General features: G+C 55.4%; 24 protein-coding genes and 1 pseudogene. 22 read left to right on the plus strand and 3 right to left on the minus strand.

Annotated features, from left to right (window positions below; translation table 11 throughout):
• The first annotated feature begins 135 nt into the window (after positions 1 to 135).
• The 3 genes and pseudogenes from M493_RS05410 to M493_RS17535 form a co-directional block, all read left to right on the plus strand.
• Positions 136 to 762: a lactonase family protein gene (locus M493_RS05410; protein ID WP_081713461.1), complete on the plus strand. Its 627-nt coding sequence runs from the start codon at positions 136 to 138 to the stop codon at positions 760 to 762.
• 552 nt (positions 763 to 1,314) lie between these two features.
• Complete coding sequence (locus M493_RS05415) at positions 1,315 to 1,770, plus strand: group II intron maturase-specific domain-containing protein (RefSeq protein WP_235183463.1); 456 nt, start codon at positions 1,315 to 1,317, stop codon at positions 1,768 to 1,770.
• Positions 1,730 to 1,843: pseudogene (locus M493_RS17535) on the plus strand (hypothetical protein); the annotation flags it as partial. The gene M493_RS05415 and the pseudogene M493_RS17535, both read left to right, overlap by 41 nt.
• A gap of 185 nt (positions 1,844 to 2,028) precedes the next feature.
• Here the strand turns inward: M493_RS17535 and M493_RS05420 are convergent.
• Both M493_RS05420 and M493_RS05425 read right to left on the minus strand, forming a co-directional pair.
• Positions 2,029 to 2,589 carry a Uma2 family endonuclease gene (locus tag M493_RS05420; protein ID WP_020959289.1) on the minus strand — a complete coding sequence of 187 codons (561 nt, stop codon included), beginning with the start codon at positions 2,587 to 2,589 and terminating at the stop codon, positions 2,029 to 2,031.
• Between the two features lie 248 nt (positions 2,590 to 2,837).
• Positions 2,838 to 4,577 carry an Rqc2 family fibronectin-binding protein gene (locus tag M493_RS05425; RefSeq protein WP_020959290.1) on the minus strand — a complete coding sequence of 580 codons (1,740 nt, stop codon included), beginning with the start codon at positions 4,575 to 4,577 and terminating at the stop codon, positions 2,838 to 2,840.
• A 288-nt stretch (positions 4,578 to 4,865) separates the two neighbouring features.
• Between M493_RS05425 and M493_RS05430 the strand changes: the two genes are divergently transcribed.
• The 17 genes from M493_RS05430 (at position 4,866) to spoVM (ending at position 22,440) form a co-directional block, all read left to right on the plus strand.
• On the plus strand, positions 4,866 to 7,538 hold the full coding sequence (locus M493_RS05430) for a calcium-translocating P-type ATPase, SERCA-type (protein WP_020959291.1): 2,673 nt from the start codon (positions 4,866 to 4,868) through the stop codon (positions 7,536 to 7,538).
• A gap of 87 nt (positions 7,539 to 7,625) precedes the next feature.
• Positions 7,626 to 8,501, plus strand: coding sequence for a YicC/YloC family endoribonuclease (locus M493_RS05435; RefSeq protein WP_020959292.1), 876 nt, complete (start codon positions 7,626 to 7,628; stop codon positions 8,499 to 8,501).
• 59 nt (positions 8,502 to 8,560) lie between these two features.
• Positions 8,561 to 8,824, plus strand: a complete 264-nt coding sequence (gene remA, locus M493_RS05440) for an extracellular matrix/biofilm regulator RemA (protein WP_041267737.1) — start codon at positions 8,561 to 8,563, stop codon at positions 8,822 to 8,824.
• An 11-nt stretch (positions 8,825 to 8,835) separates the two neighbouring features.
• Positions 8,836 to 9,453, plus strand: a complete 618-nt coding sequence (gmk, locus tag M493_RS05445) for a guanylate kinase (protein ID WP_071990875.1) — start codon at positions 8,836 to 8,838, stop codon at positions 9,451 to 9,453.
• 2 nt (positions 9,454 to 9,455) lie between these two features.
• Positions 9,456 to 9,656 carry a DNA-directed RNA polymerase subunit omega gene (gene rpoZ / locus M493_RS05450; protein WP_041267738.1) on the plus strand — a complete coding sequence of 67 codons (201 nt, stop codon included), beginning with the start codon at positions 9,456 to 9,458 and terminating at the stop codon, positions 9,654 to 9,656.
• Between the two features lie 49 nt (positions 9,657 to 9,705).
• Positions 9,706 to 10,911: a bifunctional phosphopantothenoylcysteine decarboxylase/phosphopantothenate--cysteine ligase CoaBC gene (gene coaBC, locus M493_RS05455; protein ID WP_020959296.1), complete on the plus strand. Its 1,206-nt coding sequence runs from the start codon at positions 9,706 to 9,708 to the stop codon at positions 10,909 to 10,911.
• A complete protein-coding gene (priA, locus tag M493_RS05460; protein ID WP_020959297.1) occupies positions 10,908 to 13,313 on the plus strand; it encodes a primosomal protein N' in 2,406 nt (801 codons plus the stop codon). Before coaBC ends, priA begins: the two co-directional genes overlap by 4 nt.
• A 16-nt stretch (positions 13,314 to 13,329) precedes the next feature.
• Positions 13,330 to 13,803 (plus strand): peptide deformylase, encoded by a 474-nt coding sequence (gene def, locus M493_RS05465; RefSeq protein WP_023817556.1) that lies wholly within the window; start codon positions 13,330 to 13,332, stop codon positions 13,801 to 13,803.
• A 6-nt stretch (positions 13,804 to 13,809) separates the two neighbouring features.
• Entirely contained in the window at positions 13,810 to 14,769 is a 960-nt protein-coding gene (fmt, locus tag M493_RS05470; protein WP_020959299.1) for a methionyl-tRNA formyltransferase, read from the plus strand.
• Entirely contained in the window at positions 14,756 to 16,093 is a 1,338-nt protein-coding gene (gene rsmB / locus M493_RS05475; protein WP_020959300.1) for a 16S rRNA (cytosine(967)-C(5))-methyltransferase RsmB, read from the plus strand. Before fmt ends, rsmB begins: the two co-directional genes overlap by 14 nt.
• Positions 16,094 to 16,108: 15 nt before the next feature.
• A complete protein-coding gene (gene rlmN, locus M493_RS05480; protein ID WP_051391585.1) occupies positions 16,109 to 17,191 on the plus strand; it encodes a 23S rRNA (adenine(2503)-C(2))-methyltransferase RlmN in 1,083 nt (360 codons plus the stop codon).
• A 5-nt stretch (positions 17,192 to 17,196) separates the two neighbouring features.
• Positions 17,197 to 17,946 carry a Stp1/IreP family PP2C-type Ser/Thr phosphatase gene (locus M493_RS05485; RefSeq protein ID WP_041267875.1) on the plus strand — a complete coding sequence of 250 codons (750 nt, stop codon included), beginning with the start codon at positions 17,197 to 17,199 and terminating at the stop codon, positions 17,944 to 17,946.
• Between the two features lie 5 nt (positions 17,947 to 17,951).
• On the plus strand, positions 17,952 to 19,922 hold the full coding sequence (gene pknB, locus M493_RS05490; RefSeq protein WP_041267876.1) for a Stk1 family PASTA domain-containing Ser/Thr kinase: 1,971 nt from the start codon (positions 17,952 to 17,954) through the stop codon (positions 19,920 to 19,922).
• A 4-nt stretch (positions 19,923 to 19,926) separates the two neighbouring features.
• Positions 19,927 to 20,808: a ribosome small subunit-dependent GTPase A gene (rsgA, locus tag M493_RS05495; protein WP_020959304.1), complete on the plus strand. Its 882-nt coding sequence runs from the start codon at positions 19,927 to 19,929 to the stop codon at positions 20,806 to 20,808.
• Between the two features lie 3 nt (positions 20,809 to 20,811).
• Positions 20,812 to 21,468 carry a ribulose-phosphate 3-epimerase gene (gene rpe, locus M493_RS05500; protein ID WP_020959305.1) on the plus strand — a complete coding sequence of 219 codons (657 nt, stop codon included), beginning with the start codon at positions 20,812 to 20,814 and terminating at the stop codon, positions 21,466 to 21,468.
• A gap of 162 nt (positions 21,469 to 21,630) precedes the next feature.
• Complete coding sequence (locus M493_RS05505) at positions 21,631 to 22,278, plus strand: thiamine diphosphokinase (protein ID WP_020959306.1); 648 nt, start codon at positions 21,631 to 21,633, stop codon at positions 22,276 to 22,278.
• A gap of 81 nt (positions 22,279 to 22,359) precedes the next feature.
• Positions 22,360 to 22,440, plus strand: coding sequence for a stage V sporulation protein SpoVM (gene spoVM / locus M493_RS05510; protein WP_017437127.1), 81 nt, complete (start codon positions 22,360 to 22,362; stop codon positions 22,438 to 22,440).
• 39 nt (positions 22,441 to 22,479) lie between these two features.
• Here spoVM and rpmB read toward each other — a convergent pair whose 3' ends face one another.
• Positions 22,480 to 22,665 (minus strand): 50S ribosomal protein L28, encoded by a 186-nt coding sequence (rpmB, locus tag M493_RS05515; protein WP_008878630.1) that lies wholly within the window; start codon positions 22,663 to 22,665, stop codon positions 22,480 to 22,482.
• Between the two features lie 229 nt (positions 22,666 to 22,894).
• Here rpmB and M493_RS05520 point away from each other — a divergent pair, with 229 nt between their 5' ends.
• Positions 22,895 to 23,257 (plus strand): Asp23/Gls24 family envelope stress response protein, encoded by a 363-nt coding sequence (locus M493_RS05520; RefSeq protein ID WP_020959307.1) that lies wholly within the window; start codon positions 22,895 to 22,897, stop codon positions 23,255 to 23,257.
• A 17-nt stretch (positions 23,258 to 23,274) separates the two neighbouring features.
• On the plus strand, positions 23,275 to 24,942 hold the full coding sequence (locus M493_RS05525) for a DAK2 domain-containing protein (RefSeq protein WP_020959308.1): 1,668 nt from the start codon (positions 23,275 to 23,277) through the stop codon (positions 24,940 to 24,942).
• The last annotated feature ends 29 nt before the right edge of the window (positions 24,943 to 24,971 follow it).

Below are 24,971 nucleotides of genomic sequence, written 5' to 3' on the forward strand. Positions count from 1 at the left end.
GAACCGTGGGGCACACGGGGATCGCTCGGTCAACTTCCCATCATGAGATGGGATTACCCGAGAAACCCCCACCTCTAAGCGAAGCGTAGGTGGTGGGAGTATGTCACTGCAACGCATCTATATGAAAAATAGGGGATTTCTCATCCCCACCATACGGTATTTGATCCTACGGGACGTTTCCTCGTTGTTCCCGATTTAGGGCTTAACCGGATCATTTTGTTTACACTGAATGCCGAAACAGGCGAACTGACTTCAAGACATTTGCCTTTTGGAACAACGCAGGAAGGGGCCGGACCGCGGCACATCTCTTTCCATCCAGTCTTGCCGTATGCGTATGTTGTGAATGAGCTTGATTCTACTGTCACGGTATATGCGTTTGAAAAAGAAAATGGACGGCTAACGATGAAACAAACGATACCGACCGTTCCTAGCCATGTTAATGGAAATACAGCGGCAGAAATCGCTGTCTCACCGTGCGGGCGTTTCGTATACGCGTCAAACAGGGGGCATAATAGCATCGCCATTTTTGCGGTGGATCAACAAACCGGTGAACTTTCCCCTATTGGCTGGGAGTCTACCAAAGGTGCGACTCCCCGATTTTTCACGTTTGATCCATTCGGAACGTTCCTGTACGTTGCGAATGAGGACAGCGATACGATCGTGGCCTTTAAAGTGGATGGCAAAACCGGCGAACTACAGCCTACCGGCTGGATTTTGGAGACAGAAAGCCCGGTATGTATTGTTTTCTCTTCCTTAAGGTGAGGAGCAAATGCTCTTACGCGTATAAAGCGGGAAAGAAGCGCGAACCACAAAACGGTTCGCGCTTTTGTCAGTACGCCCGGCATGGATGCGACGCTATAGGGTGGGAGTCCCGAACGGGGGCTGGCGAGCGCCTACCGTTAGCTGAAGACAAGGGTGTCCACCGCGAGGTGGAATCTGAAGGAAGCTGGAGGCAAACACTTGACCTGAGGTACACGAACCCAATGAGAGGCCGCCACAGTCGGACGAGTCTGCTGAACAAGACGAAGTCCTAAGCCGCCAAGGGCTGTGAAGGTAGATTGGGCAGGTGCATGAGTGGAAAGTGTCCATCCTTATCCGGGGAGGCCTGTACGACATGCCTTCTGACGATGGCAACCAGAAGTGCTGAACGTACAGGAGTCAGCAGAGGTCATAGTACTGGAGTAAGGGACGCCTGAAACAGGAAGGACCGAACGTCAACTCAGGGGTGAATCAGACTCTTTCGAGATGTTGCGTGCCAACCCAAACTGGAGCATATCGATGCCGGAACGAATTCATCGTGTCAACCAATACGTCATGGGATGGATCGGGTACTTTCGGCTCATCGAAACCCCGTCTGTCCTTCAGAACATCGAAGGATGGATTCGGAGAAGGCTTCGACTCTGTCAATGGCTTCAATGGAAACGGGTCAGAACCAGAATCCGTGAGTTAAGGGCGCTGGGATTGAAGGAAACAGCAGTGATGGAGATCGCCAATACCCGAAAAGGAGCTTGGCGAACAACGAAAGCGCCGCAACTCCACCAAGCCCTGGGCAAGACATACTGGACCGCTCAAGGACTCAAGAGTTTGACGCAACGATATTTCGGAGCTCCGTCAAGGTTGACGAATCGCCTAGTGCGGACCCGCATGCTAGGTGGTGTGAGGGGACGGGGGTTAGCCGCCCCCTCCTACTCGATTGGACATGGATCAAGCGGGGGAGATGCCTCGCTCGTCGCTTCGCTGTTGCGATCCAGAACGGACATTAACGGATGAGGAAGTAACAAACGTTCACGAACAAGTGATGAAAGCGGTTGAACAGCAATTTGGCGCGACATTGCGTGGATAAAACGAAGTCCCTATCCGGATGCATGAGCATTAGATAGGGTGTTTTTATTGTGAACGTCTTCATTGAATGGATGAAGGCTTACAACATTCAGACCAAGTATTACGCCGCATCAGATGTACTGCGTGAACCAGAGGTTAACATGCTAATTTGGATGTATATAGCTTGTTTTGCTGCATTTTTTATTTTTATTGAAAAAATAATCGCCTCGCCTCGAGAGAAAAATCGGTAAATAGAAAAGAGATGATGGTTTCATGTTCCCCAAACGCTTCTCTTTTTTTAAAAAATCCATCTTCTAATCCAAATACTTCAATCGTTTTATACAAAGGGTCAACAATCCAATATTCTTTTACGCCAAATTGTTCGTATAGTTTAAATTTTTCATTTCGATCTTTTAACGCTGTAGATGGAGAAAGAACCTCGACAACGAGTGTTGGGGCTCCTAAACAGCCGTTTGGTGTTAAGTTGTTTCGATTGCAAATGACAGAAATATCGGGTTGAACGACATGTTTTGCATATGTGTAGTCATCGTTTTCGGAGAGACGAACATCAAACGGAGCAATGGCAACGTAGCAATCTTTATTTTGAAAGTACGAACGAAATGCGAACGATAGTTCCATAACGGTAAACTGATGCTCCCACGTTGGGGAAGGGCTCATGTTGTAAGCTTTTCCATCAATAAGCTCCCAACGCCCATCCCATTGAATATAATCGGCATACGTATACAGTTTGGACGGTTCTGGATTCATCGGATCTCCCTCGCTTTTTTCATTATTATACCATATCCAAAACGGCAACGATTATTGAAGATAACAACTTGCAGTCGCGATGGCGGCTTGTGGTTGACTCGATAAGTTTGCAAAGCGGGCTGTCCGTAAGGCCAATGAAACTGGTCTTGCAGACAGCCCGTTGTCTTTTCTGCGGCGCTAGGCCGTGTCGATGGCGATGGAAGTTCCCGCGAATCGCCGATGCCATGTTGAAGGGCATCGAGGCCCGTTTACGGCCGTTTCGCCGCTTGTTCTTTTTGCCGCTGTTTCATGGCGCGGATGAGCTCTTCATCCGGCGTGACGTAGAGCGTTTGCTCGTGTTCGTAAATGACAAACCCCGGCTTGGCGCCGCTCGGTTTTTTGACATGGCGGATGCGCGTGTAGTCGACAGGCACGGATCCGGACTGGCGGGCTTTGCTGAAGTAGGCGGCCAAGTTCGCCGCCTCGAGGAGCGTCTCGTCGGACGGCTGCCTGCTCCGGATGACGACGTGCGAGCCAGGGATGTTTTTGACATGGAGCCAAATGTCGTCTTTGTGGGCGAGCTTCGTTGTCAAATAATCGTTTTGTTTGTTGTTTTTGCCGACCAATATTTCCGTGCCGTCGCTTGCGATGTAGCGATCCAGCTCGGGCGCGGTTGGTTTTCGCTTTTTCGTCCCTTTTGTCGCGCGCGGGCGCAAATAGCCTTGTTCGATGAGCTCATCGCGAATTTCCTCGACGTCTTTTGGCGCGGCGGTTTCGAGCTGGCTTAAAATCGTGTCGCAATAGGCGATGTCTTCTTTCGTCCGCTCGATTTGTTCTTGAACGACAGCAAGCGAGTTTTTCACTTTTTGGTATTTTTGAAAGTATTGTTGCGCGTTGTCAGACGGCGATTTTTGCGGGTCGAGCGGAATGGTGATCGTGCCGCCGTTTTCGTCGTAGTAGTTCACGACCTCGATTTCCGTCATGCCGCGCTTTGCGGCGTACAGGTGGGCGGTGAGCAGCTCGCCGTACAGCCGGTAAATGTCGGCTTGTTTCGCTTCCTCCAGCGTCTGTTCGAGCTTGAGGAGCTTTTTCTCATTTTTCGCCTTTTCGTTCGCCATGAGCCGCTCGATGTCATGGGCTTGCTGCTTGACGCGGTCGCGCTCGGCCTTGCCGAAATAAAAGCGGTCCAATAGCCCGCTGGCGCTCGCAAACGGCTGGCCTTCGATTTGTAAGTGCTTAAGTGGCAACACGTAAAACCATTCTTTTTCCCCGTTCGTGTACATCATCGGGGCAAAGCGGCGGTGCCGAACGTCATCGATGAGCGCGAGAAAGCTTTTCGGCAGCGTCGCCCGGTTGGCGAGCCCGGCGCGGAACACGGCTTCGTTGGCGAACAGCGGCGAAATGCCGCTGAAGGCGGAGACAAGCTGCTGGGCGAGCTTGCCGGCGTGAAAGTCGAGTTTTTTCAGCACCGTTTCTTCGGTCGCCTCGAGCGGATTGAGTTTGCCGTGCGCCGGCGGGGCGACGTACGGATGCCCGGGGAGCACCGTCCGGTAGCGGTTGACCGATGGCGGCAAATGCTTCAAGCTGTCGATGATCGTGTTGGTTGACGCGTCGACTAGGATGATGTTGCTATGGCGGCCCATGATTTCGATCATGAGCCGCTTCGTTTGCACGTCGCCGAGCTCGTCGCGCCCTTTTGCGTCGATGATGATGATCCGGTCAAAGTCGACTTGGCGGACCGACTCGATGATGCTTCCTTCCAACTGTTTGCGCAGCCGCATGCAAAACATCGGCGGCTCGGGCGGATTGTCGTACGTTTCATTCGTCAAGTGGACGCGGGCGTACGTCGGGTGCGCCGATAGCAGCACTTTATGATTCTGGCCGCGGGCGCGCACAAGCATGACGATCTCATAGGCGGACGGCTGATGGATTTTCGTGATCCGCCCGCCTGCAAGCGCCTCGTTCAGTTCACCGGCAATGGCGTATGTCAACACTCCGTCAAAGGACATAGGAAACACCTTTCTATGTTGGTTGTCTGCTATTCCGATCTTACCACATGACGCGCTGTTTTGAACATTTCTTTGAATATTGCCTGAGCGTGGGCGGTGATGCAGGACGAAAAGGTTGCAGCACCGCTTTTCTCTTATAAGGACAGGGCCGCGGCCGGCCGATGACGGCGGGCTGTTTAGGCCGTCAGACATCATGGCGGAGAGTTGATCATTTTTTCGGACAGGGATGAATAAGCATAAAAAGGTGGGAACAGTGCGCTGAAAAGATGGAAGGACGGAGGGAGACAAATGCAGTGGCATACGCTTGCGGCCAACGATGTTGCGCAAGAGGCAAAGACGAATGTCAGGACCGGGCTTACCGCGGCGGAGGCGGAAAAACGGCTGCGGCAGTTTGGGCACAATGAACTGGCGGAAGGAAAAGCGACGCCGGCGATCGTCGTCTTTTTCCGTCAGTTTCAAGATTTTATGGTGCTCGTGTTGCTGTTGGCGACGGTCGTTTCCGCGTTTTTAGGCGAGTATGTCGATGCCGTGGCGATTGTTGTGATCGTCATCATGAACGCCGTTCTCGGGTTTATTCAGGAACGGCGGGCCGAGAAGTCGCTGGCCGCCTTAAAACGGTTGTCCGCCCCGCAGGCGGTTGTGCTGCGCGGCGGGGAGTGGGTGAAAATCCCGGCGCGCGATCTTGTCGTCGGCGATGTGGTGCGGCTGGCAAGCGGCGACCGGGTCGGGGCCGATGTCCGCCTGATCGAGGCGAGCGGACTGGAAATCGAGGAGTCGGCGTTGACCGGCGAATCGGTGCCCGCAGCCAAATCGGCTGCCCCGCTTCACACGGAGCAGGCATCGCTCGGCGATTTGCACAATATGGCCTTTATGGGGACGCTGGTGACGAGAGGAAGCGGCATTGGCATCGTCATCGCAACGGGAATGAAAACGGCGATGGGGCAAATCGCGGCGATGCTCGAAGAGGCCGATGCCGGCATGACGCCGCTCCAGCGCCGGCTTGAGCAGCTTGGGAAAATTTTGCTTGTGGTTGCGTTGGCCTTGACGGCAGCGGTGGTGGCGGTCGGCGTTGTTCAAGGGCATGATATGTACGACATGTTTTTGGCCGGCGTATCGCTCGCGGTGGCGGCGATTCCGGAAGGGCTGCCGGCCATCGTGACGGTCGTGTTGGCGCTCGGCGTGCAGCGGATGATCAAGCGCAACGCCATCGTCCGCAAGCTCCCGGCGGTGGAAACGCTAGGCTGCGCCTCGGTCATTTGCTCCGACAAAACAGGAACGATGACGGAAAACATGATGACCGTCACACAAGTGTGGACGGGCGGGCGGACGTTTGCGGTCAGCGGCGTCGGGGTGGAAACGGACGGGAAGTTTTCCGAGCGCGGCCAGGCTGTGGATCCGAACCGCATCCCGGCGCTTCGCCGATTGTTGGTGATGGCGGCGCTTTGCAACGATTCGGAAGTAAAGGAAGAAGGCGGCCGCCGCTATGTCGACGGCGACCCGACCGAAGGGGCGCTGCTTGTCGCCGCTGAAAAGGCCGGGGTGACGAAAACGGAGCTGCTTCGCGATTATATCGTGGAACGGGAATTTCCGTTTGATTCGGAGCGAAAAATGATGACAGTCATCGTCCGCGACCGGAACGGACGGCGGTTTGTCGTGACGAAAGGGGCGCCCGATGTGCTGCTTGAGCGGGCGGACCGTCTTGAATGGAACGGCCGCGAGCAGGCGCTGACCCCGGCGTGGAAAGAGGCGGTCGAGAAGGCGGTGCACGGGATGGCGGCCTCGGCCTTGCGCACGATTGCCGTCGCATATCGGCCGCTCGCGGCAACGGAGCGGATTCAGTCGGAAAAGGAGGCGGAGACGAAGCTTCAGTTTCTCGGCGTCGCCGGCATGATCGACCCGCCGCGTCCTGAGGTGAAACAGGCGGTGGCGCGCTGCAAGGAGGCGGGGATGAAAACGGTGATGATCACCGGGGACCATGTGTTGACCGCAACGGCCATCGCCAAACAGCTTGGCGTGCTGCCGCCCGGCGGCAAGGTGATGGACGGAGCGGCGCTCTCGAAGCTGTCGGTCGATGAGCTCGAACGCGAGGTCGATGATATTTACGTGTTTGCCCGCGTCTCCCCGGAGCATAAGTTGAAAATTGTCAACGCCTTCAAGCGACGTGGCCATATTGTCGCCATGACCGGCGACGGGGTGAACGATGCGCCGGCGTTGAAAGCGGCCGATATCGGCGTCGCGATGGGCCGGTCGGGGACGGAGGTGGCGAAAGAGGCGGCGTCGCTCGTGCTGCTTGATGACAATTTTGCGACGATTGAGGCGGCGATCGAAGAAGGACGAAACATTTACGAAAACATTCGCAAGTTTATCCGCTATTTGCTGGCGTCGAATGTCGGAGAAATTCTTGTCATGCTCTTTGCCATGCTGCTGGCGTTGCCGCTACCGCTCGTGCCGATTCAAATTTTATGGGTGAATCTCGTGACCGATGGATTGCCGGCCATGGCGCTTGGGCTTGACCGCCCGGAAGAAAATGTAATGAAGCGGCCGCCGCGCCGCCCGGATGAAGGGGTGTTCGCCCGCGGGCTCGGCTGGAAAATCATCAGCCGCGGCTTTTTGATCGGCATCGTCACGCTGGCTGCGTTTCTGACCGCGTATGAACGGAGCGGCGCGGATCTCGTTTACGCTCAGACGGCGGCGTTTGCGACGCTCGTGCTGGCGCAATTGATCCACGTGTTTGACTGCCGCTGCGACCGTTCGGTTTTTGACCGCAGTCCGTTCGGGAATATGTATCTCGTTGCGGCGGTGCTCGTGTCGCTTCTATTGCTGCTTGTGGTCATCTATTATCCGCCGCTTGGCGCTGTATTCCATACGAAACCGCTCGCGGTCATTGACTGGCTTCTCATCGTGGGCTTGTCCGCCTTGCCGACATTTTTGTTTGCCGGCTCGTTTTTCGCGAGAAAATAAATAGCGTGTATGGTATAATGAAAAAGGTGATAGAGGCACGCTCTATGACCTTTTCTTTTTCATCAACGACGCAACGGGTGTGATGGCATGGTTTACAGCATGACTGGTTTTGGCGCGAGCACGAAAAAAACGGATCGCTTGACGGTGGCGGTGGAAATGAAATCGGTCAACCACCGGTTTTGTGAAATTTCCATCCGCCTCCCTAGACAATGGCTCGTGTTTGAGGATAAAATAAAAAAAGCAATTTTGCCGTATGTGCGGCGCGGAAAAGTGGAAGTGTTCGTCACGATTGCCGGCGAGGGGCTTGTGAAACGGAACGTACATATCGATTGGGATTTGCTCGGCCAATATTGGAACGGTTTGCAGGAAGCGGCGAGGCGATTTTCCCTCGACGGCGGCGCGACGGCGGCTGACTTGCTTCGGCTCGATGGGGTGGTCGAAGTGGTCGAGGAGGAAGGGGCGAACGAGGAGGTGGAGCCGCTCCTGTTGGCGGCGGTGGAAGAAGCGGCAAAAGCGCTCGCCGCAATGCGCCGGCGCGAAGGGGAGGCGCTTGCTGCGGATTTGCGCGCCCGCCTTCATGAAGTCGAAGCCGGGGTGGAAGCCATTGAACAGCGGGCGCCGCTCGTCGTCGAGCAATACCGCGAGCGGCTTGCGCGCCGCCTGCGCGAATGGGCGCCTTCTCCGGTTGATGAAGCGCGCCTGCTCACAGAAGTGGCGGTGTTTGCCGAAAAGGCCGACATTCACGAGGAATTGAAACGCATCCGCAGCCATTTGTCACAAATGGCAGACGTGCTTAGGGCGGATGAACCGATCGGGCGGAAGCTTGACTTTTTCGTGCAGGAGTTAAACCGCGAAGTGAACACGATCGGCGCCAAGGCGAACGACAGCGTCATTGCCGCGCAAGTCGTCGAGATGAAAAGCGCGCTCGAGAAAATGCGCGAGCAAGTGCAAAACGTGGAGTAACCGTCGTTTAAAACGGCTTGCCGGCGGCAACAATAATGAGTATGGCAGGTGGGCGTGTCTTGATGATGAAATTTATTAATATCGGGTATGGAAACATGGTGTCGGCCGCCCGCATTATCACAATTGTCAGTCCTGATTCGGCGCCGATCAAACGGATGATCCAAGATGCGCGCGAAAACGGCAAGCTCGTCGACGCAACGCACGGCCGAAGGACGCGCGCGGTCATCATTACCGACAGCGACCACGTCATTTTATCGTCCGTGCAGCCGGAAACGGTGGCGAACCGCTTGTACGGAAGCGATGATTTTTCCGAGGAAGGGTAGGGTTTTCAACGTTGAGGAACGAACGAGGGTTGTTAATCGTCATGTCAGGGCCGTCCGGCGTCGGCAAAGGGACGGTGCGCAAGGCGCTGTTTTCGCGTCCTGACATCAAACTTCATTACTCAGTGTCGGTCACGACGCGCAAACCGCGGGAAGGCGAAGTGGAGGGCGTCGATTACTTTTTCCGGTCGCGCGAGCAGTTTGAACAAATGATCCGTGAAAACAAGTTGCTTGAGTGGGCGGAATACGTTGGCAACTATTACGGGACGCCGGTCGACTATGTGGAAAAAACGCTCGCCGAAGGGAAAGACGTGTTCTTGGAAATTGAAGTGCAAGGCGCCATGAAAGTGCGCCGCGCGTTTCCGGAGGCACTCTTTATTTTTCTTGCCCCGCCGAGCCTGTCGGAGCTCGAGAAGCGGATCATCGGGCGCGGCACCGAGTCGAAAGAGCTGGTGGAAAACCGGCTGCAGGCGGCGAAAGAGGAGCTCGAAATGATGGATGCGTACGACTATGTCGTCGAAAACGACGAAGTCGAGCTCGCCTGTGAGCGGATCAAGGCGATCGTCATCGCCGAACATTGCCGGCGTGAGCGCGTCGCCGAGCGGTATAAACGGATGTTGGGGGTGGAATGACGATGTTGTATCCTTCCATCGATTTGCTGATGCAAAAAGTGGACTCGAAATATAAGCTTGTCACAGTCGCAGCGAAACGGGCGCGCCAGCTTCAAGACGGCTCGGAGCTGATGGTGAAACAGCCGGTGTCGAAAAAGTTTGTCGGCCAGGCGCTCGAGGAAATTGCCGGCGACAAGGTCGAATTAGCGGAAGAGGAAAAATAACAACCTAGCTGTTAGGTTGTTATTTTTTTCAATATCGGGGGTGGCCAAAATGATCAAGGGGAAACATATTTTGCTTTGTGTAACCGGGGGAGTCGCCGCGTACAAGGCGGCGGCGCTGACAAGCCAGCTTACCCAGCGCGGCGCGGAAGTGAAAGTGATCATGACCGAAGGAGCGTGTCAGTTTATTGCGCCGCTTACGTTCCAAGCATTGTCGCGCCAAGAAGTATATGTCGACACGTTTGCGGAAAACGATCCGGCTGTCATCGCCCATATTGATTTGGCGGACTGGGCGGATCTCGTCCTCGTTGCGCCGGCGACGGCCAATACGATTGCCAAGCTGGCGGCGGGCATCGCCGACAATATGGCGACGACAACGATTTTGGCGACGAAAGCGCCCGTTTGGATCGCCCCGGCGATGAACGTCCACATGTACGAGCACCCGGCCGTCCAAGCGAACATCGAGCTGTTGCATCGGTTCGGGTACAGATTCATTGAGCCGTCGGAAGGCTATTTGGCGTGCGGTTACATCGGCAAAGGACGGCTTGAAGAGCCGGAAAAAATCATCGCCCATATCGAGCGCTTTTTCGCCGGCGACCCGCCGCTGTTTGGCGGAAAGCGCATTCTTGTCACCGCCGGGCCGACGCGGGAAAGGCTCGACCCGGTTCGTTATTTTTCCAACTATTCGAGCGGAAAAATGGGCTATGCCATCGCCGAAGCGGCCGCCCGCTTTGGGGCGGCGGTGACGCTCGTTTCGGGGCCGACGTCGCTTCCGGCGCCCGATTATGTTGAGACCGTGTCGGTCGAATCGGCCGCTGAGATGTATGAAGCGGTGATGGCCCGCTTTTCCGAAACAGACATTGTCATTAAAGCGGCCGCCGTGGCTGATTACCGGCCCAAGCATGTCGCGGCGGCAAAAATCAAAAAGCAGCCAGGCGGCTATGTCGTGGAGATGGAGCGGACAGTTGACATTTTAAAAACGCTTGGCGAGCGGAAAACAAGGCAAATTCTAGTCGGATTTGCGGCCGAAACGGACAACCTCGAACAATATGCGTTAAAAAAGCTCGAAGAAAAGCGGCTCGATATGGTCGTTGCCAACAATGTCGTGGAAGAAGGGGCGGGGTTTGCCGGCGATACGAACGTCGTCACGATCTTCCGCCGCGACGGCGCCGTCCGTCCGTTGCCGCTCATGACGAAACGGGAAGCGGCCGAGGAGATTTTAAAAGAAATTCACGCCTATATCGAGGGGATTCGATGAAAGTCGCATCGGTCATTGTCGATGTCCCGACGCGGCAAACGGACCGCCCGTTCGACTATTTGATTCCCGAGCGCTGGCGCGGCGTCATCCAGCCTGGCATGCGGGTGACAGTGCCGTTCGGGGCGCGGCGCCTGCAAGGATTTGTCATTGACGTAAAAGACCATTCCGAGATCAAACAGCTAAAGCCGATCGAACATGTGCTTGACGTCGTGCCGGTGCTTAATGAAGAACTTCTCGATTTGGGCCGCTATTTAACGGAAACGACGCTCTGTTTCGCCATTTCCGCGTACCAGGCGATGCTGCCGGCGGCGATGCGGGCAAAATATGAAAAAACGCTCCGGCTGACGGATGAGCGGAAGCGGGACGCGTTGCCGGATGAACTAAAGCTGCTGTTTGCCGACCGAATGGAAGCTGCTTGGAAAGACATTGAAGCCGCCGGCCTATGGCGGCCGGCGCAAAAAGCGGTGCAGCAAGGGGTGCTTGAAGCGGTTTACGAAGTAAAAGAAAAAGCGGGCAAGAAAACGGTGAAGCATGCCGCCCTCGCTGTTTCAACGGAACAAGCGAAGGACGCACTGGCGGCGCTGCCTTCAAGGCAAAAAGACGTGCTTTCGTTTTTGCTTGAAAAAGAGGAAGCAGTGCCGGTGGCCGAGCTGCAGGCGGCGCTTGGCGTTTCCTCCGCACCGCTTAAAGCGCTCGTCGATAAAGGATTCATTGTGATCAGCGATGTTGAAGTGTACCGTGATCCGTACAGGCACCGCACGTTTCAGCCGAGCGAGCCGCCGGCGCTCACCGAAGCTCAGGCCGGAGCGCTTGCAGCAATCACCGCTTCAGTGCGTGCCGGAGAGCATCGCACGTTTTTGCTTTACGGCGTCACCGGGAGCGGAAAAACGGAAGTGTACATGCGGGCGATTGACGAAGTATTGCGCCAAGGAAAAGAGGCGATTGTGCTTGTGCCGGAAATTTCACTGACGCCGCAAATGGTTGAGCGGTTTAAGGGGCGGTTCGGCCCGAAGGTGGCGGTGCTTCATAGCGGGCTGTCGATCGGCGAAAAATATGATGAATGGCGGAAAATCCACCGGAAAGAAGTGCAGCTCGTCGTCGGGGCGCGCTCGGCTGTGTTTGCCCCGTTTGAAAACTTAGGGATGATTATCATCGATGAAGAGCATGAGACGAGCTACAAGCAGGAAGAAATGCCGCGCTATCATGCGCGCGATGTCGCCATTTACCGCGCCCGCCGCCACGGCTGCCCGGTCGTGCTCGGCAGCGCCACTCCATCCTTAGAGACGTTCGCCCGCGCGGCGAAAGGGGTGTATGGGCTGCTTGAACTGCCGGAGCGGATTGCTGACGGCGGCATGCCGGACGTCCACGTTGTTGATATGCGTGAGGAGCTGCGCAGCGGCAATCGTTCGATGTTTTCACGCCGGCTGCTCGATGAGCTGCGCCTCCGGCTTGAACGCGGCGAGCAAGCGGTCTTGTTTTTAAACCGGCGCGGCTATTCGACGTTTGTCATGTGTCGCGGTTGCGGCTACGTCATCCGTTGCCCGCATTGCGACATTTCGCTTACGTACCATCGCGCCGGCGAGCGAATGAAATGTCATTATTGCGGGCATGAAGAGCCGCTCGTTCCCCGCTGCCCGGCGTGTGGGAGCGAGCATATCCGCTTTTTTGGCACCGGTACGCAAAAAGTGGAAGAGGAGTTGACGAAACTGCTGCCGACAGCGCGCGTCATCCGCATGGATGTCGATACGACCGGGCGCAAAGGGGCGCACGAAGAGCTTTTGTCCCGCTTTGCCGCCAAGGAAGCCGACATTTTGCTCGGCACGCAAATGATTGCCAAAGGGCTTGATTTTCCCGATGTGACGCTCGTCGGTGTGCTTGCGGCTGATACGATGCTTCATTTGCCCGATTTCCGCGCCGCCGAAAAAACGTTCCAACTGCTGACGCAGGTGAGTGGGCGCGCCGGACGGCACGAGCTGCCGGGCGAAGTCGTCATCCAGACGTACGCGCCCGACCACTACAGCATCGAACTTGCCGCCCGCCACGATTACCGCGCCTTTTACCGGCGGGAAATGATGATGCGCAAAGCGCACGGCTATCCGCCGTACTATTACTTAACGCTCATTACCGCCGCCCATGAAGAAGCGCCGGCTGCCGCCAAAGCGGCGGAAAAAATCGCCGCCTACTTGCGCAAACAACTGTCGGAAGACGCGGTTGTCCTCGGTCCGGTCGCCTCGACGATCGCTCGCCTTCATGATAGATATCGTTATCAATGCATGATAAAATACAAGCGGGAACCGAACGTAACGGCGGCGCTCAAGGCGGTCATCGACCGCTACCAGGCGGATGCCGCCCACGGCGGGGTCGCGATTACCGTCGATACGAATCCTTATATGATGATGTGAAAACGGAGGAATGACGTTGTCTGTATTGCCGATTATCACCTATCCTGCCCCGGTTTTGGAACAGCCGTGTGCGCCGGTGACGGCGTTTGACCGAGAACTCGCCCGGCTGCTTGACGATATGTATGAAACGATGCTGGCTGCCGACGGGGTCGGCCTGGCCGCACCGCAAGTCGGTATCGCCAAACAGATTGCCGTTGTTGATGTCGGTGATGAGCACGGCCGGATCGAACTCATCAATCCGGTTATTATGGAGACGCGCGGCGAACAAATTGATGTCGAAGGCTGTTTGAGCTTTCCCGGCCTGTTTGGCGAAGTGCCGCGCGCGAAATTTGTGAACGTGCGGGCGCAAAACCGGCGCGGCCGTCCGTTTACGCTCGCCGCAACCGGCTTTTTGGCGCGCGCCTTGCAGCATGAAATCGACCATTTGCACGGTGTGCTGTTTACAACGAAAGTGATCCGCTACTGCGATCTTAAAGAATTGGAAGGATAGATGCCGATGACGAACATTGTGTTTATGGGAACGCCGGACTTTGCGGTGCCGGTTTTACGGCAGCTGCTTGATGACGGTTATCACGTTACGGCCGTTGTCACCCAGCCGGACAAGCCGAAGGGGCGAAAGCGCGTACCCGTTCCACCCCCGGTTAAGGTTGAGGCGCAAAAGTACGGCATCCCGGTGCTGCAGCCGACGAAAATTCGCGAGCCAGAACAGTATGAACAAGTGCTGGCGTTTGCACCTGATTTGATCGTGACGGCGGCGTTCGGGCAAATTTTGCCGAAAGCACTGCTTGCGGCGCCGAAATACGGTTGCATCAATGTCCATGCCTCGCTTCTTCCCGAGCTGCGGGGCGGAGCGCCGATCCATTACGCCATTTGGCAAGGGAAAGAGAAAACAGGCGTCACGATTATGTATATGGCGGAAAAGCTTGACGCGGGCGACATGTTGGCGCAAGTCGAGGTGCCAATTCATGAAACGGATACCGTAGGCACACTGCATGATAAATTAAGCGCCGCCGGGGCTAAACTATTATCAGAAACGCTCCCGCTTTTATTGGCAGGTAAAATCGCGCCTGTTCCACAAGAGGAAGAGAAAGCGACATATGCCCCGAATATCCGGCGCGAACAAGAGCAGATTGACTGGACACAGCCCGGCGAGACGATTTACAACCATATTCGCGCCTTCCGCCCGTGGCCGGTCACGTATACGACGCATGACGGGAACGTTTGGAAAATCTGGTGGGGCGAAAAAGTGCCGGCGATCAGTTCGGCGCCGCCGGGCACGATTTTATCGCTTGAAGAAGACGGCATCGTCGTCGCCACCGGCAATGAGACCGCCATTAAAATTACCGAACTGCAGCCGGCCGGCAAAAAGCGGATGACCGCCAGCGAGTTTTTGCGCGGCGCCGGCAGCCGGCTGGCGGCCGGCATGAAGCTAGGAGAGGACAATGAACGTACGTGAACTTGCGCTGGATACGTTATTGGCTATTGAACAAAAAGGAGCCTACAGCCATCTGCAGTTGAATGACGCCATCCGGAAAGGGCGCCTTGACGGGCGCGATGCGGCGCTGCTGACGGAGATCGTATACGGCACCGTGCAGCGGCGCGATACGCTCGACTATTATTTAGCGCCATTTTTGCGCAAGGCGCGCCGGTTGGAGCTATGGGTGCGCGTGCTTCTCCGGTTGACGTTGTACCAAATGGTGTATTTGGACCGCGTCCCGGATCGCGCCGCCATCTTTGAAGCGGTGGAAATCGCCAAGCGCCGCGGCCATCGCGGCATCGCTTCGCTCGTCAACGGCGTCTTGCGCACGATCGGCCGCGAGGGGCTGCCTTCGCTTGATGCGATTATCGATTCCGAAAAGCGGCTCGCCGTCGCCACGAGCCACCCGGAATGGCTTGTCCGGCGCTGGATCAAGCAATATGGTCTGGAGGAGACGGCGCGCATGTGCGAGACAAACTTGCGTCCACCGCCATCGACCGCCCGCGTCAATCGGCTGCGGGCGACGGTGGAGGAGGCGCTTGACCGGCTGCGTGCTGAAGGCATGGAGGCTGTTCCCGGCCTTGTCGCCCCGGACGCCGTCCGCGCGGCAAAAGGGAACTTGGCGCATACGGAAACGTTTCGCTCCGGCTGGCTGACGATTCAAGATGAAAGCTCGATGCTTGTCGCTCGGGCGCTTGATCCGTCCCCTGGAGAGCGGGTGCTCGACTGCTGCGCGGCACCGGGTGGAAAAACGACCCATATCGCTGAGCGGATGGACGGCCGCGGTGAAGTTGTCGCCGTCGACGTTCACGAGCATAAAGTGAAGCTCATTGAGCAGCAGGCGCAAAGGCTCGGACTTGGCTGCATCACCGCTCTCGCTCTTGACAGCCGCCGGCTCGGCGAGCGGTTTGCCCCTGAGTCGTTTGATCGTATTTTAGTCGATGCGCCGTGCACCGGATTCGGCGTCATCCGCCGCAAACCGGAAATCAAATATACGAAAGGGAAGGATGATGTTGCGGCGCTTATTGAGGTGCAGCAAGCCATTTTGCGGGCGGCCGCCCCGCTGTTGAAAAAAGGCGGCACGCTCGTATACAGCACGTGTACCATCGAGCGCGAGGAAAACGAAGAGGCGATCGCCCGGTTTTTGGCCGATCACCCGGACTTTTCCCTCGACGACCGCCTCGCCGAGCGGATGCCGGATGCGGTGCGCCCTCATGTGCAAGCAGGCATGCTGCAGCTGTTGCCGCATTATTTTGATTCCGACGGGTTTTTTATCGCCCGGTTACGAAAGAAGGTGCAGTAAGTGGAAACGACCCATATGGCTGCCCGCCGATTGGCGGGGGAAACGCCGCTGCCATTGCCGTCAGTTTATTCGCTCACGCTTGATGAGTGGAAGGAGTGGCTCGCTGTCCATGGTGAGAAACCGTTTCGGGCCACACAAATTTACGAATGGCTGTATGAAAAGCGCGTCACCGATTTTGCCGAGATGACGAACTTGCCGAAGCGGCTGCGCGAACAGCTCGCGGCGTCGTTTTCGATCACGACGCTCAAAACGATCGTCAAGCAAACGTCCAAAGATGGGACGATCAAGTTTTTGTTTGAGCTTCATGACGGCTATTCGATCGAGACCGTGCTCATGCGCCATAACTACGGCAATTCGGTGTGCGTCACAACTCAAGTTGGCTGCCGCATCGGCTGCACGTTTTGCGCGTCGACGCTCGGCGGGCTGAAGCGTCATTTGGAAGCAGGTGAAATTGTCGCCCAAGTCGTACACGTGCAAAAGGCGCTCGATGAGACGAACGAGCGCGTCAGCAGCATTGTTGTGATGGGCATCGGTGAGCCGTTTGACAACTACGATGCGCTCATCAAGTTTTTACGCATCGTCAACCATCCGAAAGGACTGAATATCGGCGCCCGCCATATTACCGTGTCGACAAGCGGGATTATCCCAAAAATTTACCAATTTGCTGACGAAAAGATGCAGATCAATTTCGCCATTTCGCTGCATGCGCCAACAAACGAACTGCGGACAAAGCTGATGCCGATTAATAAGGCGTACCCGTTGCCAAAGCTGATGGAGGCGATCCGGTATTACATTGAAAAAACCGGGCGGCGTGTAACATTTGAATACGGACTGTTCGGCGGGGTGAACGACCAGCTCGAGCATGCCGAGCAACTAGCTGAACTGCTCAAAGGGTTGAAATGCCATGTAAACTTGATTCCGGTCAACTATGTGCCGGAACGCAACTATGTGCGCACGCCGCGCAGCCAAATTTTCGCCTTTGAACGGGCGCTGAAAGAGCATGGGATTAATGTCACCATTCGCCGCGAACACGGACATGACATCGATGCCGCCTGCGGACAGCTTCGCGCGAAGGAGCGAAAAGAAGAGACGAGGTGAACCGGATGCGAGCCGTTTTCCGAACGGATATCGGGCAGATTCGCGAGCATAATGAGGACAACGGGGGCGTATTTGCCAACCAGGACGGCCAATATTTAGCCGTTGTCGCCGATGGGATGGGGGGACACCGGGCCGGCGATGTGGCGAGCGCCATGGCAGTGGCGCATTTGCAAGAACAGTGGGAGCAAGCGCCAAGCGTTTCTTCGCCGGCCGAGGCGGAGCAGTGGTTGAAAGAGCATATCGAGGCCGCGAACGAACGCCTGTTTCGCCATGCGCTTTCCCATCCGGAATGCCAAGGGATGGGAACGACGGTCGTCGGCGCGATTTGCGCCGGCCCGTTTGCTACGATTGCCCATATCGGCGACAGCCGCTGCTATTTATTGAATCAAAACGGGATTCAACAGCTGACGGATGATCACTCCCTTGTCAATGAGCTTGTCAAAAGTGGGCAAATTTCCAAGGAAGATGCGGAGTACCATCCGCGCAAAAATGTGCTCCTGCGGGCGCTCGGCACCGAGCCGGTGGTGAAGATTGATGTCAAAACCGTCTCCATTGATGACGGCGATATGCTTCTTTTATGTTCTGACGGGCTATCAAACAAAGTACCGGAGGCGGACATCATACATATTTTGGCAGGCAGCGGCACACTTGAAGAGAAGGCCGCAGCGCTCATCGATTTAGCAAACGGGCGGGGCGGGGAAGATAACATTTCGCTGGCGGTCATCGATTTTTCAGCGGAACGTGAAAGTGGGTGATCGGCGTGCTCATCGGAAAGCGATTGAACGACCGCTATAAAATCATCAACCTTATCGGCGGCGGCGGTATGGCCAATGTGTATTTGGCCCGCGACATCATTTTGGAGCGCGATGTCGCCGTGAAAGTGCTCCGCCTCGATTTTGCCAACGACGACCAATTTATTAGGCGGTTTCGCCGCGAAGCGCAGGCGGCAACGAGCTTAAACCATGAACATATTGTTCCCATTTATGACGTTGGCGAAGAAGAAGGAATCTATTACATTGTCATGGAATATGTACGCGGCTCAACGCTCAAGCAATACATTCAGCAACACGCCCCGCTCCCGGTTGAACAGGCGCTTCGCATCATGGATCAGCTGACCTCGGCGATCGCTCATGCGCATGAGAACGGCATCATCCACCGCGACATTAAACCGCAAAACATTTTGCTCGACGAGCACGGCAATGTGAAAGTGACCGACTTCGGCATCGCCGTGGCGATGAGCGGAACGACGATCACGCAGACGAACTCGGTGCTCGGTTCGGTTCATTATTTGTCGCCGGAGCAGGCGCGCGGCGGTATTGCCACCGAAAAATCAGACGTTTACTCGCTCGGCATCGTCATGTTTGAGCTTGTCACCGGCCGGCTGCCATTTTCCGGCGAATCGGCTGTTTCGGTCGTGCTGAAGCACTTGCAGGCGGAAACACCGTCGCCGAAGGCGTGGAATCCGGAGATTCCGCAAAGTGTAGAAAACATTATTTTAAAAGCGATGGCGAAAGATCCATTTTACCGCTATCAATCGGCGCGCGAAATGAACGAGGATATCCGGACGGCGCTTGACCCGAGACGGCGCAATGAGGCGAAATTTATGATTCCCGATGATGACGAGGAAGCGACGAAAGCCATTCCGATTATGAAACGGCCGGAAAGCGCGGCGCTGGAGCAGGAGACGCTTGTTTATGAAGAAAAGACGAATGAATCGGTGAAAGCGGACGACAGGCCGAAGCCGAAACGGAAGCGGGCTTGGATCGCCTGGCTTGCCGCCGCCGTGTTGTTGTTAGGCGCAGCTGGCGTGAGCGCGCTCACTTGGGTTCCCGGCCTCGTCTTTCCGAAAGACGTGACAATGCCCGACGTCATCAATAAAGATTATGATGAAGCGGTTGAACAGCTGTCGGCGCTCGGTTTGGAAATTCAAGATACGATCGATGTGGAAGATGATACAATAGAAGAAGGGAAAGTCGTGCGCACCGACCCGGAAGCCGGCATGACGGTGAAGCCGGGGGCCGGCGTCGTCATCTATAAGAGCATCGGGGAAAAGAAAATCGAGTTTCCGAGCTTTATCGGCGACGATATTTCTGCTGCCGAGGAGGAGCTGCGCGCGGAAGGGTTCACCCGCATTACGCGCAACGGCCGCCATAGCGATAAGCCGGAAGGGACGATTTTGGATCAATATCCGTATGCCGGCGATAAAGTCGTGCCCGGTGAAACCGAAGTGATGTTCACCGTCAGCCTCGGTCCGGAAAAAGTAACGCTCAAAGACTTGAGCGGCTATACAGAAAAAAGTGTGCGCGATTACGGTGAAGATCAAGGGTTGCGCATCGAAATACAATATGAGTACGCCGATGAAGTGCCGGAAGGGCTTGTCATCTCGCAAACCCCGGCCGCGAACGAGCAGGTGGAAAGAGGCGAGACAATTACGGTCGTCATTTCCCGCGGTCCGGAGCCGAAGCCGTCCAAAACGGTCATTAAAGAAATCACGATCCCGTACGAGCCGGCGGAAAACGGACGAATGGTCGAGGCCCAGCTTTACATTCAAGATGCGAATCATAATATGACAACGCCATATAAAACATACCGGCTGACAGGTCCGGCAACGGAGATCGTCGAGTTTGAAATCCCATATGGAGAGACGGCGTATTATCGCGTCATTGTCAACAATGTTGTCAAGGATGAAGGGTCGATTCCATACCCGGGAAACGATGGAAAAAAGGAGTGAAGCTATGGCAGAAGGACAAATCATTAAAGCGCTGAGCGGATTTTATTATGTCTTGTCCGAGGGCAATGTGTTTCAATGTCGCGGGCGCGGTGTGTTCCGCAAGCAAAAAGTAACGCCGCTTGTCGGCGATCGCGTTGTCTTTACAGCGACAAGCGAGACGGAAGGCTATATTTTGGACATTCGCGAGCGGCAAAATGAACTCATACGGCCGCCGGTCGCCAACGTCGAGCAGGCGATTTTAGTCTTTTCGGCCGTAAGCCCGGACTTTAGCGCCAAGCTACTCGACCGCTTTCTCGTCTTAATTGAATCGAAAGAAATTGCCCCGGTTATCGTCATTAGCAAAATGGATTTGCTTGATGGCGAGGGGAAAGAAACGATCGCCCGCTATGTGCACGATTACCGGCGCATCGGCTATGAGGTGATTGAGACGTCGGCCGTCACCAGAGGCGGTCTTGATGAGCTGGCGACGCTTCTTTACGGCCGCATTTCCGTTTTCGCCGGGCAGTCGGGCGTCGGCAAGTCATCGCTGTTAAACGCGCTCTGCCCGGATTTGCAGCTAAAAACAGGCGATATTTCCACCCATTTAGGGCGCGGCAAGCATACGACCCGCCACGTGGAGCTGCTTGAGGTGGCCGGCGGGCTTGTCGCCGACACTCCGGGGTTTAGCGCCCTCGAGTTTGACGAGATTGAACTTGACGAACTACCAAACTATTTTCCGGAATTTCGTGCATACGGGGAAGGGTGCAAGTTCCGCGGCTGCCTTCACATCGCCGAACCGAAATGCGCGGTGCGCGAAGCGGCGGCGGCCGGGGATATTGCTCCGTACCGCTATGATCATTATTTAAGTTTTGTCGCTGAAATGAAAGAACGAAAGCCGAGGTATTGAACAATGATTCGGATTGCGCCATCGATTTTATCGGCCGATTTTGCCCGCTTGGCCGAAGAGATTCGTTCTGTGGAAGAAGGTGGGGCCGACTGGATTCATGTGGATGTGATGGACGGACACTTTGTGCCGAACTTGACGCTCGGTCCGCCGATTGTCGCCGCCATTCGTCCGGTGACAAAGCTGCCGTTGGACGTCCATTTAATGATCACGGATCCAGACCGGTATATTCCGGCATTTGCTGAGGCCGGGGCTGATCTCATTTCCGTCCATGTCGAGGCGTGTATGCATTTGCACCGGACGATTCACTTTATTAAAGAACAAGGCGTCAAGGCCGGGGTTGTGTTAAACCCGCATACGCCTGTTGACATGATCCGCCATGTCATCGCCGATGTCGATCTTGTCCTATTGATGACGGTCAACCCAGGTTTTGGCGGACAGGCGTTTATTCCGGCTGTTGTGCCGAAAATCCGCGAGGTCGCCCGGATGGCTGATGAGCAAAACAAAGCGGTTGACATCGAGGTGGATGGCGGCATCAACGCGAAAACGGCGCCGCTTTGCGTCGAAGCCGGAGCGAATGTGCTTGTTGCCGGGTCGGCCATTTACAATAAAGCGGACCGGGCGGCGGCCATTCGCGCCCTTCGCGAAGCGTGCGCCAAGTAGCGCCAAGGGCGTCGGTGAACGTTGTATCAGTGCGTGGTATTCGCCCTTTCATAACTGATCCGGCCTTTAACCAACAATGCTTGGCTATAGGCGCGATCAGGGACAAAAAGAAGGCATAGGAGGGCGGCGATTGCCATTGCGAAAGGCAAAGGGGGAGGGAGAATGGTCATCCATATCGTCGGCGGCGGCCCGCGCGGGCTTCTCCCTGACTTGCGCTCTTATGACGGGAAGGACGTGCGCTGGGTCGGCGTCGATCGCGGCACAGCGGCGTTGCTTGAAGCCGGTCTTCGGCCGGTGCGTGCGTTTGGCGACTTCGATTCGCTGCCGGGCGAAGACGTTGCCAGGCTGCAGCAGATGTTGCCCGATCTTGACATATGGCCGGCGGAAAAGGACAAAACGGATATGGAGATCGCCCTTGACTGGGCGGTTGAACAGACGGCCCGCTGCATCCGCTTGTTCGGTGCGACCGGCGGGCGGCTTGATCATTTGTTTGGCAATGTCGAGCTGCTGTTGAAATACGCCGGCCGGCTCATTGAAATCGTCGACCGGCAAAACGTGCTGACCGTTCATCTGCCTGGCACGTATACGGTGATGCATGACGCGCGGTACCGCTACGTATCGTACATCCCGGTTTCTGAAATGGTGACAGGACTCACGCTCATCGGATTTAAATATCCGTTAACAAACTGTCATATTTCCCGCGGCTCCACACTATGTATTAGTAACGAACTTATCCAATCTTCCGGTACTTTTTCGTTTTCTGAAGGCATATTAATGATGATAAGGAGCAGCGATGTCAGCTGCCCGTAGTCGCGATTGGCCCATTTAGGAATATAATGGATAAGGAAATGGCGGGAAGCTCGTTATGATGGGTGTGAGGAGGGAATCGGGATGAAGTTTTATACAATTAAGCTGCCGAAGTTTTTAGGCGGGATTGTGCGGGCGATGTTGAACGCATTTAAAAAAGGATAAGAAAAAAGCACCATTTTTGGTGCTTTTTTTGTTGAACGGTTAGACGCGTTTAATTTTCCCGGATTTCAGTGCGCGTGCCGAAACCCAGACGCGTTTCGGTTTGCCGTCGACTAAAATGCGCACTTTTTGCAAGTTGGCTTTCCATGTGCGGCGGTTGGCATTCATAGCGTGCGAACGCGTGTTGCCGAACGATTTTTTCTTGCCGGTGACAAAGCATTTCGCCATTCGTTTTCCCTCCTTGCTTTAACATCCCTCTAAAAACACTATTATAATGTATCATACAACCGAAAGGATTGCAATAGACGCGCCTTTTCCCTTTCAAGAAAATGTCCTTGACATATATTTCAGTTTTCGGCTAAATAATACTAGTGGGCGGCCGGTGCGCTTTGAAAACGGTAAGCGTTATAGTACAATAAGGGTAGCTGTGCGATGATACGAAAAAGGGGGAACGAGCATGTCGATCGAATGGCAAACAAAATACGGGCGCATTGAAATCGCTAATGACGTCATTGCCATGATTGCGGGGGGAGCGGCCGTCGACTGTTACGGCATTGTTGGAATGGCGTCCAAAAACCAAATCCGCGACGGGTTATCGGAAATTTTGCGCCGCGAAAACTTCTCCAAAGGGGTCATCGTCCGGGAGGAAAACGGCGAAGTGCATATCGATATGTACATCATCGTCAGCTATGGGACGAAAATTTCCGAGGTTGCCCATAACGTACAGTCAAAAGTGAGGTATACGCTCGATCAAACGCTCGGATTGGCGGTTCAGTCGATCAACATTTACGTTCAAGGGGTTCGGGTGACGAATCCGTAGTAAGGAGGAGTTAGTCGGTGACAATGAGGACGCTTGACGGAAGACGGTTTGCCGATATGGTGCAACAAGGAGCGGCACACTTGGCGAACAATGCCAAAGCGGTCGATGCGCTGAACGTCTTTCCGGTTCCAGATGGCGATACAGGAACAAACATGAACTTGTCGATGACGTCCGGGGCGAAAGAAGTGGAGGCAAACGCCTCGAACCATATCGGCAACGTCGCCGCGGCGCTGGCGAAAGGATTGTTGATGGGGGCGCGCGGCAATTCCGGCGTCATTTTGTCGCAGCTGTTCCGCGGGTTTGCCAAGGCAGTCGAAGGCAAACAACAAGTGGATGGCTTCGAATTCGCCGCGGCGTTGCAAGCCGGGGTTGATACAGCCTACAAGGCGGTTATGAAGCCGGTCGAAGGAACGATTCTCACCGTGGCGAAAGAGGCGGCGCGCAAGGCGATTGAAACGGCAAAAAAAGAGCGCGATGTCGTCGCGGTGATGGAAGCGGCGCTCGCCGAGGCAAAGGCAGCGTTGCAACGCACGCCGGAGCTGCTGCCCGTTCTCAAGGAAGTCGGGGTTGTTGACAGCGGCGGCCAAGGGCTCGTATATGTGTATGAAGGATTTCTCGCCGCTTTGAAAGGGGAAGCCGTCAGCGCCGCTCCCGTTGAAGTGCCGATGGAAGAGCTCGTGAAAATGGCGCACCATCAAAGCGCGCAAAGCCATATTCATACCGATGAAATCGAGTTTGGCTATTGTACGGAATTTATGGTTCGGTTTGAGGCGGACAAGCTGGTGCAGCATCCGTTTTCCGAAGAGACGTTTCGCCGCGACTTAAGCCGGTTTGGGGATTCGTTGCTTGTCGTTGCCCACGACGAGCTTGTCAAAGTCCACATCCATTCGGAAACGCCGGGTGAAGTGCTGACTTACGGTCAGCGCTATGGAAGCCTCATCAAAATTAAAATTGAAAACATGCGCGAGCAGCATGCCAACATCGTCGGCAAAGAGGCGGAAACGTCATCCCGCACCGCGGGGAAAACGAAGCCATACGGCATCGTGGCGGTTGCGATGGGCGCCGGCGTGGCCGAACTGTTTCGAAGCATCGGAGCACATGAGGTAATTGAAGGCGGGCAAACGATGAATCCGAGCACGGAAGAAATTGCTGACGCCATCGGCCGCGCTAACGCGGAAACAGTATTTGTGCTGCCGAACAATAAAAACGTTGTGATGGCGGCGAAACAGGCGGCGGAACTTTCGGAACAGCGCGTGGTGGTCATCCCGTCGAAAACCGTTCCGCAAGGCATGGCGGCGCTGTTGGCCTTCAATCCGGCACAATCGGCCGAGCAAAATGAGCGGGCGATGACGGCGGCGCTTTCACGGGTGAAAACAGGACAAGTAACGGTCTCCGTGCGCGATACGACAATCAATGGCATCGAGATTCAAAAAGGCGATTACATGGGGCTGTTTGACGATCGCATCATCGTCGCGGACAAGGACAAGATCGCGGTTACCAAGCAGCTGCTTGATGCGCTGATCGATGAGGAAAGTGAAATCGTTACCGTCCTGTACGGCGAAGATGCGACCGAAGTAGAAGTGGAAACGATTGTGGCATATCTTGAAAAGGAACATGACGAAGTGGAAGTGGAAGTGCATGACGGTCAACAGCCGCTATATCCGTTTGTCATTTCTGTTGAGTAATATGTTAAGATAATAGAAGGGAGAGTTCC

It is taken from the genome of Geobacillus genomosp. 3 (assembly GCF_000445995.2).
Classification (GTDB): domain Bacteria; phylum Bacillota; class Bacilli; order Bacillales; family Anoxybacillaceae; genus Geobacillus.